Origin of the sequence: Microbulbifer epialgicus (assembly GCF_041447265.1) — a bacterium.
In the GTDB taxonomy this organism is placed as follows: Bacteria; Pseudomonadota; Gammaproteobacteria; order Pseudomonadales; family Cellvibrionaceae; genus Microbulbifer; species Microbulbifer epialgicus.
Genome location: NZ_JBGMEK010000015.1, coordinates 1 through 17,546, shown reverse-complemented (window position 1 = coordinate 17,546; position 17,546 = coordinate 1). Strand labels below are relative to the sequence as shown.

17 protein-coding genes are annotated in these 17,546 nt (G+C 43.7%); 14 read left to right on the top strand and 3 right to left on the bottom strand.

Translation table 11 applies throughout. The annotated features are described in order from the left end of the window. The first annotated feature begins 13 nt into the window (after positions 1-13). From ACCI49_RS08905 to ACCI49_RS08885, 5 genes are all read left to right on the top strand, one after another. Positions 14-1,024 (top strand): DUF6387 family protein, encoded by a 1,011-nt coding sequence (locus ACCI49_RS08905; protein WP_371838610.1) that lies wholly within the window; start codon positions 14-16, stop codon positions 1,022-1,024. Positions 1,025-1,157: 133 nt separating this feature from the next. After that, complete coding sequence (locus ACCI49_RS08900) at positions 1,158-1,406, top strand: helix-turn-helix transcriptional regulator (protein ID WP_371838609.1); 249 nt, start codon at positions 1,158-1,160, stop codon at positions 1,404-1,406. After that, on the top strand, positions 1,406-1,894 hold the full coding sequence (locus ACCI49_RS08895; protein ID WP_371838608.1) for a hypothetical protein: 489 nt from the start codon (positions 1,406-1,408) through the stop codon (positions 1,892-1,894). Before ACCI49_RS08900 ends, ACCI49_RS08895 begins: the two co-directional genes overlap by 1 nt. Beyond that, positions 1,884-2,324, top strand: a complete 441-nt coding sequence (locus ACCI49_RS08890) for a hypothetical protein (protein ID WP_371838607.1) — start codon at positions 1,884-1,886, stop codon at positions 2,322-2,324. Before ACCI49_RS08895 ends, ACCI49_RS08890 begins: the two co-directional genes overlap by 11 nt. A gap of 229 nt (positions 2,325-2,553) precedes the next feature. Continuing rightward, on the top strand, positions 2,554-5,382 hold the full coding sequence (locus tag ACCI49_RS08885; RefSeq protein ID WP_371838606.1) for a DUF927 domain-containing protein: 2,829 nt from the start codon (positions 2,554-2,556) through the stop codon (positions 5,380-5,382). Here the strand turns inward: ACCI49_RS08885 and ACCI49_RS08880 are convergent. Continuing rightward, positions 5,359-5,949, bottom strand: coding sequence for a phage integrase N-terminal SAM-like domain-containing protein (locus ACCI49_RS08880; protein WP_371838664.1), 591 nt, complete (start codon positions 5,947-5,949; stop codon positions 5,359-5,361). The genes ACCI49_RS08885 and ACCI49_RS08880 overlap by 24 nt on opposite strands. A 367-nt stretch (positions 5,950-6,316) precedes the next feature. Between ACCI49_RS08880 and ACCI49_RS08875 the strand changes: the two genes are divergently transcribed. From ACCI49_RS08875 to ACCI49_RS08850, 6 genes are all read left to right on the top strand, one after another. After that, the gene (locus ACCI49_RS08875) at positions 6,317-6,637 is read left to right on the top strand and encodes a DUF5076 domain-containing protein (RefSeq protein ID WP_371838605.1); all 321 of its coding nucleotides are present in this window, start codon (positions 6,317-6,319) and stop codon (positions 6,635-6,637) included. A 115-nt stretch (positions 6,638-6,752) separates the two neighbouring features. After that, on the top strand, positions 6,753-6,971 hold the full coding sequence (locus ACCI49_RS08870) for a hypothetical protein (RefSeq protein WP_371838604.1): 219 nt from the start codon (positions 6,753-6,755) through the stop codon (positions 6,969-6,971). A gap of 118 nt (positions 6,972-7,089) precedes the next feature. Beyond that, complete coding sequence (locus ACCI49_RS08865; protein WP_371838603.1) at positions 7,090-7,638, top strand: hypothetical protein; 549 nt, start codon at positions 7,090-7,092, stop codon at positions 7,636-7,638. Positions 7,639-8,120: 482 nt separating this feature from the next. Further along, entirely contained in the window at positions 8,121-10,757 is a 2,637-nt protein-coding gene (locus ACCI49_RS08860; RefSeq protein WP_371838602.1) for an AAA family ATPase, read from the top strand. A gap of 98 nt (positions 10,758-10,855) precedes the next feature. Next, positions 10,856-11,707, top strand: a complete 852-nt coding sequence (locus ACCI49_RS08855; RefSeq protein ID WP_371838601.1) for a DUF2971 domain-containing protein — start codon at positions 10,856-10,858, stop codon at positions 11,705-11,707. A 272-nt stretch (positions 11,708-11,979) separates the two neighbouring features. Continuing rightward, positions 11,980-13,386 carry an ApeA N-terminal domain 1-containing protein gene (locus tag ACCI49_RS08850; RefSeq protein WP_371838600.1) on the top strand — a complete coding sequence of 469 codons (1,407 nt, stop codon included), beginning with the start codon at positions 11,980-11,982 and terminating at the stop codon, positions 13,384-13,386. A 1,068-nt stretch (positions 13,387-14,454) separates the two neighbouring features. Here the strand turns inward: ACCI49_RS08850 and ACCI49_RS08845 are convergent. Further along, positions 14,455-14,679 (bottom strand): hypothetical protein, encoded by a 225-nt coding sequence (locus ACCI49_RS08845; RefSeq protein WP_371838599.1) that lies wholly within the window; start codon positions 14,677-14,679, stop codon positions 14,455-14,457. A gap of 146 nt (positions 14,680-14,825) precedes the next feature. Between ACCI49_RS08845 and ACCI49_RS08840 the strand changes: the two genes are divergently transcribed. The 3 genes from ACCI49_RS08840 to ACCI49_RS08830 all read left to right on the top strand — a co-directional run bounded on the left by ACCI49_RS08840 (position 14,826) and on the right by ACCI49_RS08830 (position 15,940). Next, a complete protein-coding gene (locus ACCI49_RS08840) occupies positions 14,826-15,059 on the top strand; it encodes a helix-turn-helix domain-containing protein (protein WP_371838598.1) in 234 nt (77 codons plus the stop codon). Positions 15,060-15,221: 162 nt separating this feature from the next. After that, complete coding sequence (locus ACCI49_RS08835; protein ID WP_371838597.1) at positions 15,222-15,737, top strand: hypothetical protein; 516 nt, start codon at positions 15,222-15,224, stop codon at positions 15,735-15,737. Beyond that, a complete protein-coding gene (locus tag ACCI49_RS08830; protein ID WP_371838596.1) occupies positions 15,734-15,940 on the top strand; it encodes a hypothetical protein in 207 nt (68 codons plus the stop codon). The genes ACCI49_RS08835 and ACCI49_RS08830 overlap by 4 nt, the downstream gene beginning before the upstream one ends. A 594-nt stretch (positions 15,941-16,534) precedes the next feature. Here the strand turns inward: ACCI49_RS08830 and ACCI49_RS08825 are convergent. After that, a complete protein-coding gene (locus tag ACCI49_RS08825) occupies positions 16,535-16,735 on the bottom strand; it encodes a hypothetical protein (protein ID WP_371838595.1) in 201 nt (66 codons plus the stop codon). Between the last annotated feature and the right edge of the window lie 811 nt (positions 16,736-17,546).

Genomic DNA, 17,546 nt, shown 5'->3' with positions numbered 1-17,546 from the left:
CAGTGAGATTGGTATGACATCTTCTTTCCTGAAAGCTAGGGAGCTGTTTCGAATTGATGACTATAAAGAGCTTAATAAGCAGTCAGACAGGGCCCTATTTGAGTTTCTGGCATCTCGATCAAATACTTGCTCTTGGTTATCACATTTGACCAGAGGCAACTTATTTAAGCTGAACGTTTGTGACTTAGAAATTCCAGAAGAGATGGAGTCCCCTTTCCTTGCTTTTAGAGAGGATGATACCGAGTATAAGAAACTTAAATCCTTTGATATAAGTGAGTATCTCTCTTCTGATCAAGGTGTTGAAGAGACAATTGATTCTTCAACATGGACTCCCACTTGGTTAAGGTCCCAGCAGTATGTTTGCTCTTCAGTCAGACCTATGGGGGTTGGGGACGTAATTCGGATGTTCGATGATCTTGAAGATGGAGCACCAGAAGGTTTTTCTGAAGAGGAGTTTGCTGAGGATGTAGCTGAATCGAGAGCCAGGTATCGACAGAATGAAGAAATCTATCCTGAGCTAGAAAAGACCTCAATTGATCAATATTACCGGGAAGCTTTTGGCTACCATGATGGCCTTACAGCTCTGACTATTGATTTGGCAGCAAGAGATGATCAGATAATTGGAGAGCTTAAAGAGCTACTACCAAGACTAAGGGAATTAATACAGCTAGAGCCCGACCGTGCCTACTCTGCTAATCGTAAAGAACAGTTATTTTTAGGCCCTTCGTTACAGAAACGCGATACCCGCCGAATTGATATGGATAAGGTAAGAGACTACCGTGTTCCTGCATTAATTGATCTGTATATCTGGTCTATTGTTGAGGGGGAGCACTTATCTAATGCAGATTTTTTGAGGCTAGTATTTCCAGGTGACACAAGAACCGATGAGCTGGTTAACGAAGATAAGATTAAAAAGGTTTGCTTACCATACGCTTTCCGCTGTATGAAAACTGAGCTGCTATCTACTCTCCATAGATCCTTAGACTGGGAAGAAAAAAAGAATTGGAAAAATAGCATTTCTTAAACTTCCGAAAAGTGGCGCTGCTTAAACTTCTGAAAAGTGGCGTTGCTTAAACTTCCGGTAAGCCCCGTTTGCAATTGATTCAATCTCCTCACCGCCACAGACGTTCACTGTGGTTTGTTAAAGGAGACTGAATATGCCCCTCTCAAATACTCATCCCCAAGTGCCGGATGTTTTACCTAACCCGCCGAGCGACCCTATTTTGCGCCTACCAGAGGTAGAGCGGCAAACCGGTCTCAAGAAAACTTACATCTACGCCTTGGTGAAAAAAGGTGAGTTCCCCACCCCTATCAAACTTGGTGAGCGCGCCAGTGGTTGGCTCTCTTCTGAGGTCTGCCAGTGGGTGCAAGATCGAGTTGCTATTTCTCGTGCGGGAGGCAAGTAATGACTCTTCGTGCCTACTCTCCCTACACACACCAGCAAGTAGCTGAATTTGCTCGAAGCTATCGGAAAACAGAAAGCGCTGAGTTTGAGCAGAAAATACTTCTCTCAAATTCAAACCTGAGCCCTGAAGATCGGAAACTCTTCCTCAGCTCTATCATGGAGACACTTGATATGGGCTGTCCTATCCCTGGTTATGAGTTGCTTTTGTTCCTATGGCCAACGGGTGAAGCAGCGTTTCTAGCGGTAGGTTCTGATTCATTTCACCCTATTGTTGATCAGCAACATGGCCGGGCCCATTGGTATCTCTCCTCCCCTAATACAATAGCACTAGGCCTTCCTGATACTGAGGTGGTGAACCTTTACCGCCTTAGAGGAGGTCTTTCTCTGGGAGGTTGGTTAGTTTGGGATGGTATCCAATTGGAATACCACCCATCAGAGGAAGCTGATGCCCTAGAGCTTCGCAATGGAGGGCTTAGAAATGTCAGCTAATATACGTGCCCTCGCCATGCCATATTGCCTAGATTTGCAGCCATGCGGCCGCTACGCACTACTCAATCGAAACTACAAGCCAGTTGGTTTTAGCGGCAGATCATTTGTCTACTATGAAGAGTACCCTGTACTTTTCAATATCAGAATTACACCCAAAAAAGCGGCAGCAATCTCCTTTAAAGGTGATCCTGATCCGAGGCGAATTATTCTTTATAACGATGGTTGTATCCCTACCGACAACTCAGAAACCTGGCTTTTTTATCAGGCTAAATTAGCGATCCTGGCACGACTACATCATTACAGTGATGATGAATATCACGAACAGGACAAAGCAAAACGCATCCGTCTGGCCAACTTACGTGATGCAAAACGGTTTACGGAACCTAAGGGCGTAGCGGTTTCCCTACCGCCAAATTTATCACCACGGTAAATAAGACTATTGCCTCTATTCGGGGCGATCTTCCCCCCTCTTAAAAAAGGTGTTACAGGTGTGCAGGTGTTACAGCATGGCTGAAAGCCCCGTATTTACTGGCTTTCCGCTGTCACACCTTTCTGTTACCCCAAAAGTGTTACAGCAAAAAGGTGTAACAGGGATAAGGCCCGCAGTTCTGTTGGAAGCCTTATGGGGCGGGGGTTAAAGCTAAATATAAGGAAAGCTAATGGCACGCTTTGATATTAAACGAGTGGCAGATTTCGCCCTTGATCGGGCTGATGAAGTATTGGCGCACTGGGCTCCAGATGGCTCATATCAGGGAGCTGAATATATTGCTCTTAACCCAACTCGATCTGATAGCAGCAAGGGGTCCTTCTCAGTAAATCGTAATACCGGTGCATGGGCGGATTTTGCAGCGGATGAAAAAGGTGGGGACCTCGTATCGCTGGTTGCCTATCTTGAGGGGGTAAACAATGGAGAGGCAGCACAAAGGCTTGCTGCATTTCTGGGGCTCTCTGAAGGGGAGTCTATACCGCCTAGCTCAACCTATAAGTCGAAACCCAAAAAGCCAGCCGGTAACTCCTGGGAAGCCGTATTGCCGGTACCTTTAGAAGCAGAGCAGTCTTGCCCAACAACCCATCCCCATAACGGTAAACCCTCTAAAGTTTGGGAGTACCGGGGACAGTGCGGCTCACTGTTAATGAAGGTAATGCGTTTTGACATTCAGAAAGGCGATACAAGATCAAAAGACTATCGCCCCTTAACCTATTGCCGGGATTCGAAGGGTCGCAATTCTTGGAGATGGAAGCAGCCGGTAAAAAAGCGGCCACTCTATAAGCTGGATCTATTGGCAAAGCGCCCTAAAGCTCCGGTATTGCTAACCGAAGGTGAAAAGGCTGCGGATGCAGCAGCTAGCCTGCTGCCGGGTTATGTTTCTATGACCTGGCCCGGTGGCAGTAAAGCGCTGGGTAAAGCAGATTTTAAGTCCCTACATGGAAAGGAAGTACTTCTCTGGCCCGACAATGATGCAGCAGGTAAAGACTGTATGCTCAAGCTGGCTGCGATGCTACACACTATGGAGTGTAAGGTTTCTATGGTGTGTTTGGAGTCCTTAGGACCTAAGTGGCCAGCAAAAGGTGATGCGGCTGATGTGGAAGCTGTCGGTATTACAAGAGAGCAGCTTGCAGCTTTAATTACACAGGGAAAATTTTTAACGCCCTATCAGCCCGTAGCAACGGTATATCAAGCCCCAAATAAGGGAGGAAGTAATAAAGGGGCCGAGTCTGGGCAATTTGTAGTAAATGATCGTGGGGTTTTCTTCCCGGTTCAGGGGGCAGGTGATGAGCCTTCACTAATGAGAATCTGTGATCGCCTGGATGTGCTTGCCTTAACTCGTGACCCCCAAGGAAGAAACTGGGGCACCTTGGTTCGCTTCCTTGACCCCGATGGCATTGTTAAAGAGTGGAATATACCCAGTGAGTACCTAGCGACTGAGGGCGGTGCGGAAGTACTCAAGCAGCTGTACAGCATGGGCCTTCGCGCTGAGGCGGGGCAGCAACCAAGACGTAGAATCGTTCAGTACTTACAAACGGCAAAAAGCCCTAATCGCTATGTCTTGGTGAATAAACTCGGCTGGCATGGCAATGCCTACTTACTACCGAATGAAACCCTGGGAACCCCTGTAGAGCCTCTGTATTTTTACTCCACCAGCCCGGATCTCAACAAGATAAAGTTTAGTGGTGAGCTTCAGCAATGGCGAGAGCATGTGGCGAGCTATTGTAAGAACAATACCCGGCTGTTATTTGCAGTCTCAGCGGCATTTGCAGGGCCTCTACTAAATCTCATTGGCATGGAAACGACCGGCTTTCACTTCTTTGGTGATAGCTCACAAGGCAAAACGACCTTACTTAAAGTGGCTGCCTCAGTTTATGGTGGCCCTGATTTTGTTCGTACCTGGCGCAGTACTGATAACGCGCTGGAAAGTATTGCTGCCTCCCACTCAGACGGCCTTTTAATCCTTGATGAAATCAGCCAATGCGATCCCCGTATTGTGGGAGATATTGCCTATATGCTGGGAAATGGCACTGGCAAAGCAAGGGCTAATGATCGCGGAGGCGTACGCGGGAATGCGTTTGAATGGAGGCTTGTCTTCCTCTCTACAGGAGAGCGCACTCTTGATCAACAGATGGCTGAAGTGGGTAAGAAAGCAAAAGCCGGGCAAGAAGTGCGATTACTGGCCATTCCCTCAGATACAGGGAGCGGTGCCGGTATCTTTGATGAATTGCATGGGTTTGCAGGGGGCGCTGCGTTATCGCGCTATATGGTTGAGAAAGCGTCCTTATTCCATGGAGTGGCTCTTTATACGTTTATCAGAGAGCTTTGCGCTAGCAACTTGGAAAAGCTGGCAAGCCAGATTCGCCGAGAGCTGGTGAACTTTGCTGCAGAGCTGTCTGATGATGTGAGTGGCCAAGTACGCAGGGCAGCAGAGAAGTTTGCTCTCGTTGGTTTTGCCGGGGAGCTGGCCTCCACTGCGGGAATTACAGATTGGCCAAAAGGCATGGCGATGGAAGCGGCCAAATCCTGCTTTAGCGCTTGGGTATCAGCCCGTGGCGGTATTGGAAACTTGGAGGACCGGCAGACCTTGTCAGCACTGAGACTATTCTTTGACCTCTACGGAGAGTCCCACTTTACCCGCTGGGATCGAGAAGACTTCACAGCCGATGATCACACTGTTCGCACCCTGAAGCGCTGCGGCTACCGGAAAACGCTACAAGACAGTAATGCCCTTGAGGGACAGGCTTGTTCTGAGACTGTTTACTACGTTTACCCGGCCACCTTCAAAGCGGAGGTTTGCAAAGGGCTTAGTGATCGCAAGGCAAAGCAGTTACTGGCCGCCTGTGGTGCTTTGGAGCGTGATGGAAGCGGGAAATTCTCAATACCAACGCGCTTACCGAATAGTGGGCGTAACCCTGAGCGAGTGCTAATCATTCGACCTCACTTGATTCCTGTTGAAGATGATGGCGAAAAGGGACTACTTACGAAAAAGGCCGCGTAGCCCATACCGTTTACAGGTGTTGTAAACGGTGTGCAGCCGTTTACTTCTTTCAAATAAGTAGCTGGCTATAGTGCGCAGGTTAGGAATCAGGCCTTGTGGAAGTATTGTGGTCCGGTTTTTATTACCCTTGCTTCCCCGTACGAACACGTTGATACTGCCAAAATCGATGTCATTGACTCTCAATGATAAGAGATCGGCACTTCTGAGCCCTGTGTCGTACATTAGTTCAACTTGAAGGCAATAGACACCTTTCAGCTTTGAGATGATGGCTCTAATCTCTTCCCGACTGTAAACAATTGGAAGGCGACGATGTTGCTTTGCAGGCGTAAAGCCAATGCTGGAAGTATCGACTCCCAAAAACCGTTTATAAAGATACACCAGCGCATTCAGCGCGATCCGCTGGGTGTTAACCAAACAATGACGATTGATCGGCAGGTGGCTTAGTGACGCCTCGATTTTGGCAATACCGACCTCCCGAGCGTGTCGTAGTTTATGAAAGTGGATAATGAGCTTTATCCAGTGAACGTATGTCTGTTCAGTCCGATAGGTTAAATCTGCCTCGCGTATTTGGCGTCGGACGCTGGGGATGAACTTGGTTGAATGTTTGGGTTGCCTGCTACGAATATCATTACAGGTGTCAAGCCCCGAATTATAGAGCCATGGCCGACATCCGCAGAAAGCTTCCCCTAACTTATTGATTTAATCACGGGTAAAATGTGTTAAAGAGTGAGAGGTTGAACCAGGCGACTTGAGCCGATAGCTTACTATCTCTGGTTATTGTTTGAGCGGAAATTTATAACCTACTGCAAATAAAGGCTTTTTTAAATAGCTTGAGGGGTCTACATCAGAAATAGTGGCCAAATGGGTAGTGAGCCACTGGCTCTTTAATAAACTGTTATGCCCCAGCTAGAACGTTCGAATGGAATAGAATTCAATGAGAGAACTTGAAGTACCCTCAACTATTGAGGGAGATGAGAATGCAACTGAAATGGTTAGATTTTGGCTTGCACATGGAGAACCTCATCTAGCACTATTGCTAGGTATGTATGAAGACGCAGATACTGATGAAGAAGTACCTGATGAATTATGGGCGTGGGGTAATATTCTAAGTGATATCGCTCAACATATTGCAAATGGCATGTCACAAAGTCATGGCTATGATTTTGATGAGAGTGTTGAACTGCTTACAAAACACTTTTTCTCAGCTATGAAAGAACGAGCACCAGGTTTGGAAGGCAAGTATATTGAGGATTAGGCATAACAAGTGCCGGCAACCGACTGCCAAAACGGTCACTTGTTTTGCAAAAGGCCGCAAAACAAGCGCCCATTTTGTCAGCGGCTGCCGCAGGCGTTATGTGTAAAACCGAATTATGAGCAATGAAATTTCGGAATACGACGCTGTCGAAGTCGCCGCAAAAAACCCAGAAGTGCCCGAAGCTGAAGTTGGTGATCGAGCTGCTGTGTTAATGGTTTACCAGAATTCAGAAAAAGTAGAGGCTTTTGAAATCGAATATGTTTTACCTGAAGGTTCAAATAAGTGGCAAGGGTTGTTTTCTTCAGGCCAAATAAAATTGGTACAGAAAGTATGAATGTGAAACACATAACAAGTTTAGGCGGCATCGCCCCTTCGGGGCTGGACCTCCGTTTCGGTGCTTCGCGCTTACACTACGGCCGCTGCTAAAGGCGTTATAGATCATGGAGATCTAAGTGAAGAATGTAGTTTTTTTGATATCCCTTATGTATTGCAGTCTTGCAAATGCATCATGTGAAATCGAGCAATACAAAAAATATTTAAATTCTCAAAGTGTATCGATGCTAGAAGCCACAAAAAATCTTTTCGAAGAGGATAAGGTAGCTTTCAAAATCATAAAGCCATTTGTAAAATATCAGGTACGCCACAACAAATTAAATATCTATGTAGCAGAAAAATTGAATATTATCGATCCGAGTCTACTTAATACTGATAGTACGATCGCGAAATTGGTGCCTAGCTTCTCGTTAAAAGTAACTTCAATTGGTTCACTGGAAAATAGAGTGGATTTAGCTATGGCCAATGATTCCTTCTATACATCGGAAAAGACGGCGATGAGCGCTGATGAAGATTACTATCTATTTCATAAAGGCATGTCCAGTGAAGAAAAAAAGCAGTTTTTCTCTGCTAGAGATGTTCTAAATAGGTTTGTGTCAAAAAGTAGCTACTTCCCTAATGTGCAATCAGCATTTAGCAAACAGTTCAGCGAGGTCTGCAATCTATAACAATGCGCTGCAGTCCGACTGCCTAATTTTGAGTACTTTATACGCGGTCGCTTCGCTCCCATTTTTGCACATAAAGCGCCCCAAATTAGCTACGTCTGAGCGCGGCGTTTCAAGCTGTAGAAAAACAAATGTGTATCTATGACCCTTTGAATATGATCAAATGTTGATTCTGTGTGAATTCTGATTTAGTTTTCACTGATGAGAAGGCTATTTTTTACGTAGAAGCACAATACGAAAAGAGGGCTGAGTTTTTCTACACCCTCGTTATATACCAAAGCCTGAAAAAATGGGAATGCCCAGTAAGTGATTGAAAAATCTCAATCTTAGCGCAAGATATGGTCCATTGCCGATCCAAGATAATCAAATAAGATTAACCCGAATACATATCTAGCTAGTATCTAAAAACCACTAGAGAACACCATAGGCCTTTGCTAACAGGTGCCAAAAGTGAAGGAATTGAATAAAAATTTTAAGGGATTATTGTGATTAAGGCTGAATATCTACGATTTTTGCGAACTCTGGATTCAGGCGAAGTTCTTCCGGGAGTGCGCAAGCTAGCGAACCTCGTCCTGACAAACCTTGATGAACTTGCTTCTCTAGGAACCTACCAAGGCCAGCGGGTTAAGAAAATGGTTGCCTTGGCCCAGACTAACTGGGATACCTTAGGCATAGAGATTCAGTCTTTACCCGACATTACCGCTGAGAAAACTTCACCCATTACTCAGATAAAAAGCATGGCAGTGGGGCCATTTCGTGGTTTCTCTAGGCAAGAGATTTTTGATTTAGAAAGCCGTTTAGTCCTCATATACGGTCCGAATGGTACTGGCAAATCTAGCTTCTGCGAAGCCCTTGAATATAGCCTTCTGGGTAGCGTAGCTGAAGCGGAAAGCAAGCGTTTTCGAGATCATGATGATTACCTGAAAAACGCACATGTTAATCGTTTTGCGTCGCCAGTTGTTACAGGCTTAAACGAGCAAGGCGCAGAGGTTGTAATTGAAGCAAATGAGGAGCTATTTAGATTTTGTTTCGCTGAAAAAAATCGTATAGATAACTTTTCTAGAATTGCCGCTCAGGCACCCGCCAAGCAAACTGAGCTTATATCAACGTTATTTGGCTTAGACTCGTTCAACGAGTTTGTACGCAATTTCACTTCTGAGTTTGACCCAAAATATATTGATCTTACTTGTGTTAAAGCAGCTCAGTTAGAGCAAAAAAGGCAGGCACTTTCTGGTTCGCAGCAGCAGATAGCGACTAACAAAGCAGAGCTACAAAAGCTAAATATTGAGGAGCAAGCACTAGCCACCCAGTATCGTGACGGAGCAACCTTTAGCCAATTGGTCTTTGAACTAAACGGTGATGATGAAAATTCAGGAGCAATCCAGAAACTAGAAACTGATTTGCAACAGCCCCAAGCAAGTAAAACCAACTTAACAATTAGCGCATTGCAGACACTTGGCAGCTCCATTCGCAGCGGCCTCAGCGAGCTAGAGTTGAAGCAAAAAGATCTGGAAAATGCAAGTCAGGAGGTATCATTCAAGAATCTATATGACGCAGTTATTCAGCTACAACCGAGTAGTCCAGAGCATTGTCCAGCGTGTAAAACGCCCCTCACTCAAGTATCCGTAAACCCTTACGGTAATGCTAGTGAAGAACTTCAAAAGCTGCATTACTTGGCAGAGCTTCAGAGAACTGTACAACAGCTTCAACAAAATGTTAGTAGATGGTTGCTGGACCTCTCGCAAATATTGAATGTTTGTTTGATGTCTCTGCCACAAAACAATGCTATCCGAAATTTTCATATTTCACCCAATTCACAAGTCGATATCGGATGGTGGCACTCCTTGCAGCAACGGTTAGCGGATGGTTTAACGCCATGGCAGCACCTGGAATATCAGGTAAAGCATCTCGAGGAAGCCGACAAAAAGACTGATCAGGACACTCCTATACGTTCAGCTAAGAGAAATGAGCTAAATCGTTTGCGCTGTTTTAAAGAGAAAATTACTATCTTAGAAACACGCAGTAACACAGCTAAACAAGCAATTATTGCTGCGCAACAGGCAATCACCAGTTTTGATACGGAGAATGTGCAACTTATAGCTGATGTGGATGCTGAGCATGCCAAAGTGCAAAAAAATCAAGAAATTGCAGTTTCTTATAAGAGCTTTGTCGAAAGATTGAATGCATATAAGAATCGATTGCCGAGCCAGTTGGTTGCCGACCTCGGCGACCTAGTTGTGAGACTTTACAATGCTTTTAATCGTTACGATTCAGAAGCAGATCAATTAGCTTCTGTTCAACTTCCATTATCTCAAAATCAACGGCTGGGAATTACATTTTTGAAAGACCCTTCTGTCTTATTTGATGCTCTCCATATTCTGAGTGAGGGTCATATCCGTTGCCTTGGGCTAGCAATATTACTTGCTAAGAACATAAAAGAGTGCTGTCCGGTACTTATTTTTGACGACCCTGTGAACGCAATTGATGATGAACATCGTCGTGCCATTAGGGAAACGTTATTTGTTGATGATTTTTTCAAGGGTTGTCAGATCATTTTGGCAGTGCATGGAGAGGAGTTCTTTAATAACACACACCAACTGCTAGGTAAGAGTCAGTCACATGCGTCTCAGTCATATATTTTCCTATCAAGCGCTGGCGAAGACCATATCCAAGTAGATTCATTAAAGAGACCTAAAAATTATGTATTAGCTGCACGCGAACTATATGCACAAGGCGAGTATCGCGACGCGTTGATGTCGGCAAGAAGAGCGCTAGAGAACTTATGTGAAAAAACTTGGTTTCATTACGGAAAGCATAGTGATAAGAAGGACAGCCTAATTAGTGTCTCTCGTCGTTCTCCTTCAGCACCATGGGATCTAAGGGCATTAGCTGAAAATCTAAAATCCAAGCTGAATCGTTCACAGTCAAAAATACCCAATAAAGAGCCGATAGTGTCTGCTCTCACTACTGTGCTAGGTCAAAATGGAAGAGACGCATACTGGTCGTACTTGAACAAAGGCACACATGAGGAGACTGACTTATCTGAGTTCGATCAGCATACTGTCAACGAGGTGATTTCTGCTTTAGAAAGTTTGGACGCTGCTCTAAGTGAGACGAACTGAATTGGCGGGTCCAGCATATAACAAGTTGCTGCATGCGGATCAATTACTCGCTGCGCTCGCAATATACCGGTGAACAAAGTGTTAGAGAACATATAGATATGGATATTAGTGATCAATTTCCTGGTTTTGAAACTGCTCGAAACTCACTGTCAGAAAAGCGCCTTTATAAATACAGGAGCCTGGCAAATGAAACTCAAAAAGAGCGTGTAAAAGATATCGTTCTAAATCACAAGGTAAGATTGTCAAAACCAAACGATCTAAACGATCCAATAGAAGGGAAACCTGTCTTTCAGCTTGGCGATCTGAATGATCCAGTATATAGAGAACACTTTGAGCAATGGGCATGGAATACTCAAAGACTTTTACCATCTCCACCACCAAAAAATGAATTCATTTCATGGTTACGATCACTTTCTGTGAAACAGCATAATAGTAAGGTCGAGGAGATCTCTATCCGAAATCAGGAAGCAATTGATAGCAAGTGGCGGGTATTTAGCTTGTCTGGCACCTCAACTAGTGAGCTAATGTGGGCCCATTATGGTGACAGTCACAAAGGACTTGCTTTAGTTTTTGATGCCTCTGATGGTGAATTTGGTGTTGCAATGAAAGTCGCCTACATGAGGGCTCGGCGTCCAATTGATATTACGTCACAAGATGAGAAAGAAATCCTATTTTCTACAATATTGGCTAAGAGAGAAGCTTGGAGCTATGAAGAGGAGTTTCGTTGTGTTGCGGCAGAGCCATGGCAGCCGCCTCTTCCTCACCTAAATAACCAGTTTTTATCCTTCAAACCAAAACAGCTTATTGGTGTGATATTTGGAGCTAAAATTGAAGCGGAAGACAGGCAGGAAGTCTTAGCATGGTCTAAGCAGAGAGCTGCTCCACTTTCATTCAGTCAAGCAGAAATTACTCTATCTGGGGACATTAAGTGTGTGCCTATTCAACTCTAACAAAGCAATGGCTCGGATTTTTAAAAGCTACGGCTTCGCCTCCACTTTTAAAAACACATTGCGGGGTTATTTTTCTAAGAAGTAGAAATGAGAAAAAATAAAACCCTCTAACTATCATTGGGCTATTTTCCACTATGAATGAGAGCTTTGCTGGGAAACCAACCGGGCCAAGGTAACAATTTAATATCATACGACCTAGTACTACTGTGACTCCACTAATTCCTGTCTTTGCTAGTACAATAGAATCTATTGCTTTAATTTATGGGGGAATCATGGGAGATATAGAGAATCTTGAGCTTAACAAGGAATATATTTTTGCCGTGAGGGTGCACGATGGTGAAAACCGGTTTGCAGGACATCTAGAACTATCTCCAGAGAAAGTAACATTAACAGTGAAGGGTGAGGTAACCGAAGATAGAAAATGCTCTTTTGGGCTTTCAGATATTGATGAAGTATGGTGTGATGCTTATACAAAGTCATACATATTGAAGAATTTAAAGGCAATTCGCACTGAATCCGGAGTACTAGAGTATAATAAAAATGGATTTTTTGAGCATGTATATGAAGTTGCCTATTTGGTGTACTTTACAGGTATAGTGTATGAAAGGCAGCAGTTCAGAGGTTTTTCAGTAGATTTCGAAGAGGCCAAAAGCTGGATTGCTCATACGAACACTCAAGAAAAAATACTAAAGCACTATGCAGAAAAGAAGCTTTTCAACGATAAAGGATTTGATCCCACCCAATTTACGACATCACTTCAGGGTATCGGCCGTATCATTTTAAAGTACAACGTAAGTGCTTATCATTCTGCGAGCGATTTTTCTTCGGGCGTACATTTCCCACCATCACTCCATCTTCTCCTATCTGAAGAAAAGCCGTTGGACTACCTTAAAGAGTTGTATGATAGACTCTATAACCTAATGTCTTTTATCATTGGTAATGATATTAGTGTTACTAACCTGAAAATTGCTTTCAACACTACTATGTACTCTACAATGAAAGCATCTTTGTATTACCCTCATACCAAATACTGCCACCAACGTAAGAGCAAATACCCTCTGTACCCACTGGGTAGAGATTTAAGGTTCGATTCATTTGGATATCCCGAATTCGATATTTCGTCCTTTGGCCGCTTTTTCTCCTTAGATAAAGATGATTCATCAAAATGGAAAAAATATCGAAAATATAGAGATATGAACAGTATTGAAGAGCGCTTTTTGGGGTACTTCAGGCTTCTTGAGTCGCTTGTCTACAAATCAAAGAATTATGTTGATGAAGAAATTCTGAACTCACTAATAGACAAATTTCGCCCATGTGTTATTAAAAGGTTTAACGATAAGAAATCAGTTAATAGCTTCTTAAGAGGCCTGCCTAGATATAATGACTCTAAATACAACACCCAAAAATGCATTGGCGATTTCTATAAAACTATACCAGCGGAAATACGAGAAAAATGGATTTTTTCTAATAATGATATTGGAGGTATTTGTAAACTTAGAAATGACATAACCCACGCTAATGATTACCACGAAAGTGATAGCAGCCTATATAAGAAGTCTATATTTATAGAAACACTTCTTGTTTTTGCTCTATATGAAAAGCTAGGTATACCCAGCGACAAAGTGGCCCCTATCATTCACAGATTAGATGGGTATGACCACATAAAGAATAGACAGTAAGATAAGGGGTATTTACTTAAGAGGCTTCTGGTGAGTAAAAAATAAAATAGATCAGGGCCCTTCTATTTCGGCATTAGCAAGTATTCTGGTCACTTCATACTTTTCAATTAGAAATAAATGAACTGGGTAGTTGCCACACATAACAAGTAACTATGGTTCTTAATCAAGCTTTTAAGCCATATTTTCATTCCAATATGTGTTGGATTTAACACTGTATTCAAACTGGTAAGTTACTTTCTCGTACATGCAATAAGAGCCACTTTCTTGGGTTTACCAGCGTCGACCAGGTGCTTTTATATTGGTTTTAATTTGAGGTGGCATTGTATCGCCGACATTATGAAAACAAACAGCACTGTACGCACACGGTGGCGCCCCCACGAATATAGCGTTTACCCTGAAAGCTTCCGCTATCTCGACTCATGGGGGCGATACCGCACGAGTGCGGCAATCTTTTTTCGATTCAGTTTTCCAAATTCAGGAAGTTCACTCATCAGGGTGTAGGCCAATACATTTCCGACTCCTTTGGCGCTTAACAATAGATCACGCTTTTGTCGCCATTCGGCAATACTGCTTAAGCTAGATCCCACTTCCTGAGTATCGAGACATCTCTTTTAATGCAATCCGTGAAGACTCAGAAGGTTTTCGAATACTTTTAGAGTCCTACTGTGACAGGTTCTCCAATAAGCAAGCATTGCGTATATGGTTTCCGCTGGCTGGCCCGATGTACTTCCACAGAGTAGATATCAGATTTTCATTATCACCTGAGAGTACGATAGTAATCCAGACGCTACATTTCAGCGAACAAAAGCATTAGATTTAATTGAGCGATTTCACATGTTTAGCTGCAATATTTATCGATAAGATTCTATTGTTCATTAATGTATTTATACTGAGAATGAGTGTATTGAGGTTCTATCAGTAGTTGAACCCATCTGTGAAAATTTGTGGCACCAGAAAACTTAATGGTTAGGCGGTACCTACCGGCGATTCAATTTTGATAATTGGCTCGTTTTCTTATTAGATGTTTCCCACTAGCCTTCCTGTACACAACTTCCACTTAGTATTGAGTTAGGATGATTCATTTTCCTGTAGAGAACGTTTAAGTGGAAATAGTAGCCCTGGGAGTATGGCCATTTCCTCCTGGGTGATAGCCTTTAGGGCTGCTTCACGGGGTCCAGGTTGGGACCAATCCATGATTAACTCTCGGGCACGGCAAAGTGCCTGTAGCTCTTGTAATTGAGATAGAAAAACTTGAGTAGGTACCGTTGAATAATCCGCTAGAAGGTTTCCCATAGCTCCCCCTGAATCCACCAAAAGTAATAATTTTTGTTAACTTTATAACAGTATTGGTTGTATTTATTATATTGTCAATAAAAATTGTTAACTTGTTAACTTTTATTGTTACCATCTTGTAATCATAAGACAGGGTGAATAAACAAGTGATTACGGGAATACAGGTACGGATGGCTAGGAGTGGCCTGAAATGGAGCGCCCAAGATCTGGCAGAAAAAAGTGGAGTGGGCCTTTCGACAGTCAACAAAATTGATCGAGAGGATGGAATCCCTTCTGTGCGTATTCAGAATCTTGTAGCTATTGAGCAGACTCTACTTGCTACTGGTCGTGTTCGCTTTGAAGGGGAAACTGGTGTGTTTGTTCAGCCTTTTGAAGGCTGACACCTATAAGGAGTAATAGTAATTTTCCTGCCAATACGGGCTTGCCGAATACATGAAATCACAAGATGATTCACTACCCAGTGTAAAGGCCCACTGAGTCGTACGGCAAGCTTGTGGTATGGTGGAAAAAGGACTAGCAGCTTCAAGGAGTGAGGTAACACAATGTCACTACCCTCAAGGATCGAGGCAGAGCAGCGCTACGAGAAGCTGCGCGCACTCGCTTTGGAAGTAACACAGAATTCACTAACGGGTAATTTGAAACTAACCCAGATAACCCCTCGGGCCCTAGAGGCCACCCAAAACTGGGTATCCTCAAGGCTTCGGCAGTACAACTGGGACTGGCCGCAAAACTACAGCTACTACGAGAAAAGCTACCCCAAACGTTTTGAAATCGCCGTATGGGAAAACAATATACTTACGGCTATCTCTTTAGGCCGTCCTACCTATCATGCTACAGGGATGCGCTTGGATGTAGTGGAAGCCATGCCGCGCGACCTAGGCGAACGCTCCAATGTATTCGATACGATTATCCTAGCGTATGAAATCTATGCGCGGATGATCAGTGCCAATCATATTAGGATCATGAATCCGGTTAATGAAACGGTGAGAGCCTTCTACGAGAGATACGGATATCAGTACATCGCCAAGGGCAACTACCTGACAAGAGATATATTGTGATGACTGATAAAGATAAAATGAAACGCCTGGCTGAGGCCAGACAAAGGAAGGACTGGACGCAAAAGGAAATCGAAGAATTTGCTAAGCGCCGCAGCCGTGAACTAAAGAAAATTTCCGAGGATACTGAGGAGCCTGATCACCTCGCCTCTGGTACCCAGAAATCTATAGAAGAGATATGCAAGGATGATGACAAAGAAGAATAAGCCACAGTCCAATACGGAAAAGCAGTTCGCACCGCAAAAGGGGGAAGTCTCACCGGAAGATGCCCGTACGAAGGCCACTATCTATGCGGCTCAGATTAAGGCTCAAATGATAAGCAAGGGGGCAAAATTGAAATGAATGAGAGTTGTGCTTGTCGGGTGTGGTGAATGTAATGAGGAGCCCGAATATCCACGAGGAATAGGTATTAGGCACGCTACGTGGAGTACCAATAATATTCGGCTTTATTATGCCAAATCAAAGCCCCTAGATACTCAGCTCTATGGAAGAGTTACAGCTATTTTTCGATAAGCTGGAAGAGTACAAGCATCGTAAAGACTTGAAAGTTTATAAAAGAGGTAATCAAGATAATAGAGGGAGTAAGGGAGAATAATTTAGACTTGAATTTCCACTTATTTAGATCGGAGCAGCACCTAAATAATTTATCTATAGTATTTCAAACTTGACCTGACAGAACATCTTCTGAAAAACCGGTAACTGTCAGATCAAGTCTAAACCACTACCACTTACCAATATTTAGAGTATTGAGATTTCTGTGGGATACGAAGGTTTTTCTGGAGGTTTTAACTCCCCTCGCTCTATTTTGGCATACAGAGGGCTATATATGCGTGGTCCGGTCTCATTTTAATGGGATAGCGTGCCACTACCTGGCGCTTCCATTCGGAAGCCGCTGCTTCACAAGCTTCTTTACTGTTAAATTCAGCCATTGCCACACTTGCTCCACTCTCACCGCTTACTGGTTTTAATGCCAAGGTTAGTATTAATACAAACTGTTCCATGTTTCTCTCCTTTTGATACGCGCCCATTAGATATTGAGGCTTTCCCTGTTCCGATACACAAACTAACCATTGGGTGTAGATGGTTAGTGGTAGGGTTTTAGACCGACTTGAACCACAATTGTACTGCTAAGTGCCTAGCAATCAATTGAGCTAGTTAGTCAGACATGTGTGTGAATTGATCTTTTCAGAAATTAACTCAATCTCAATTGGAACTACCGTTTTGGAAGTGAGGTTTGGCCTGTTACACCCTTCATTTATAACAGATTAGGGGTAACAAAAAGGTGTGACAGCGGAAAGCCAATAACCATGAGGCCTGCAGCCATTTTGTAACACCTGCACACCTGTAACACCTTTATTTGAGAGGGATAGAAGTTAACCCTCCCCTCCCCCCTTTGGCTAGGCTGAGACTGCGGACGAGTGGGTATCATCAATATGTGAGTTGTAGGGGAGATATGCCTCAGCAGAATATTGAGAGGACATTACTGAATTGCTTCAGAGTCTCTATTCGTGACGACGTGGGCGATCTATTCGACTGTGCTCACTTCTCGTTTAGAGTACGCAGATTGTGCGTACCCTGGACGGTAAAGATGTGAGTTTAATTCACTTCCTTGCATGGTAGCTCAGGCTGTGAATATCTACCTTGCGTAACGGCGTAGCTCCTGCTTTGGCTCAATCTTTGACGAGCCAGGAAATCCGATATATCTGCTCCTGAGATAGCGTGTAGATTAACCGTAACCGTCCGGTAATCCCATCTATTCAGCCAAGTTCTACGCTGTAATTTAGGTGTCCACCAATCAACAAGTGGACACCT

Bases quoted from the DNA above. Each gene is read 5' to 3' on its own strand.
- ACCI49_RS08825 (WP_371838595.1), bottom strand. From the start codon at position 16,735: ATGGAACAGTTTGTATTAATACTAACCTTGGCATTAAAACCAGTAAGC.
- ACCI49_RS08900 (WP_371838609.1), top strand. From the start codon at position 1,158: ATGCCCCTCTCAAATACTCATCCCCAAGTGCCGGATGTTTTACCTAAC.
- ACCI49_RS08850 (WP_371838600.1), top strand. From the start codon at position 11,980: ATGGGAGATATAGAGAATCTTGAGCTTAACAAGGAATATATTTTTGCC.
- ACCI49_RS08895 (WP_371838608.1), top strand. From the start codon at position 1,406: ATGACTCTTCGTGCCTACTCTCCCTACACACACCAGCAAGTAGCTGAA.
- ACCI49_RS08855 (WP_371838601.1), top strand. From the start codon at position 10,856: ATGGATATTAGTGATCAATTTCCTGGTTTTGAAACTGCTCGAAACTCA.
- ACCI49_RS08835 (WP_371838597.1), top strand. From the start codon at position 15,222: ATGTCACTACCCTCAAGGATCGAGGCAGAGCAGCGCTACGAGAAGCTG.
- ACCI49_RS08885 (WP_371838606.1), top strand. From the start codon at position 2,554: ATGGCACGCTTTGATATTAAACGAGTGGCAGATTTCGCCCTTGATCGG.
- ACCI49_RS08845 (WP_371838599.1), bottom strand. From the start codon at position 14,679: ATGGGAAACCTTCTAGCGGATTATTCAACGGTACCTACTCAAGTTTTT.
- ACCI49_RS08870 (WP_371838604.1), top strand. From the start codon at position 6,753: ATGAGCAATGAAATTTCGGAATACGACGCTGTCGAAGTCGCCGCAAAA.
- ACCI49_RS08890 (WP_371838607.1), top strand. From the start codon at position 1,884: ATGTCAGCTAATATACGTGCCCTCGCCATGCCATATTGCCTAGATTTG.
- ACCI49_RS08905 (WP_371838610.1), top strand. From the start codon at position 14: ATGACATCTTCTTTCCTGAAAGCTAGGGAGCTGTTTCGAATTGATGAC.
- ACCI49_RS08875 (WP_371838605.1), top strand. From the start codon at position 6,317: ATGAGAGAACTTGAAGTACCCTCAACTATTGAGGGAGATGAGAATGCA.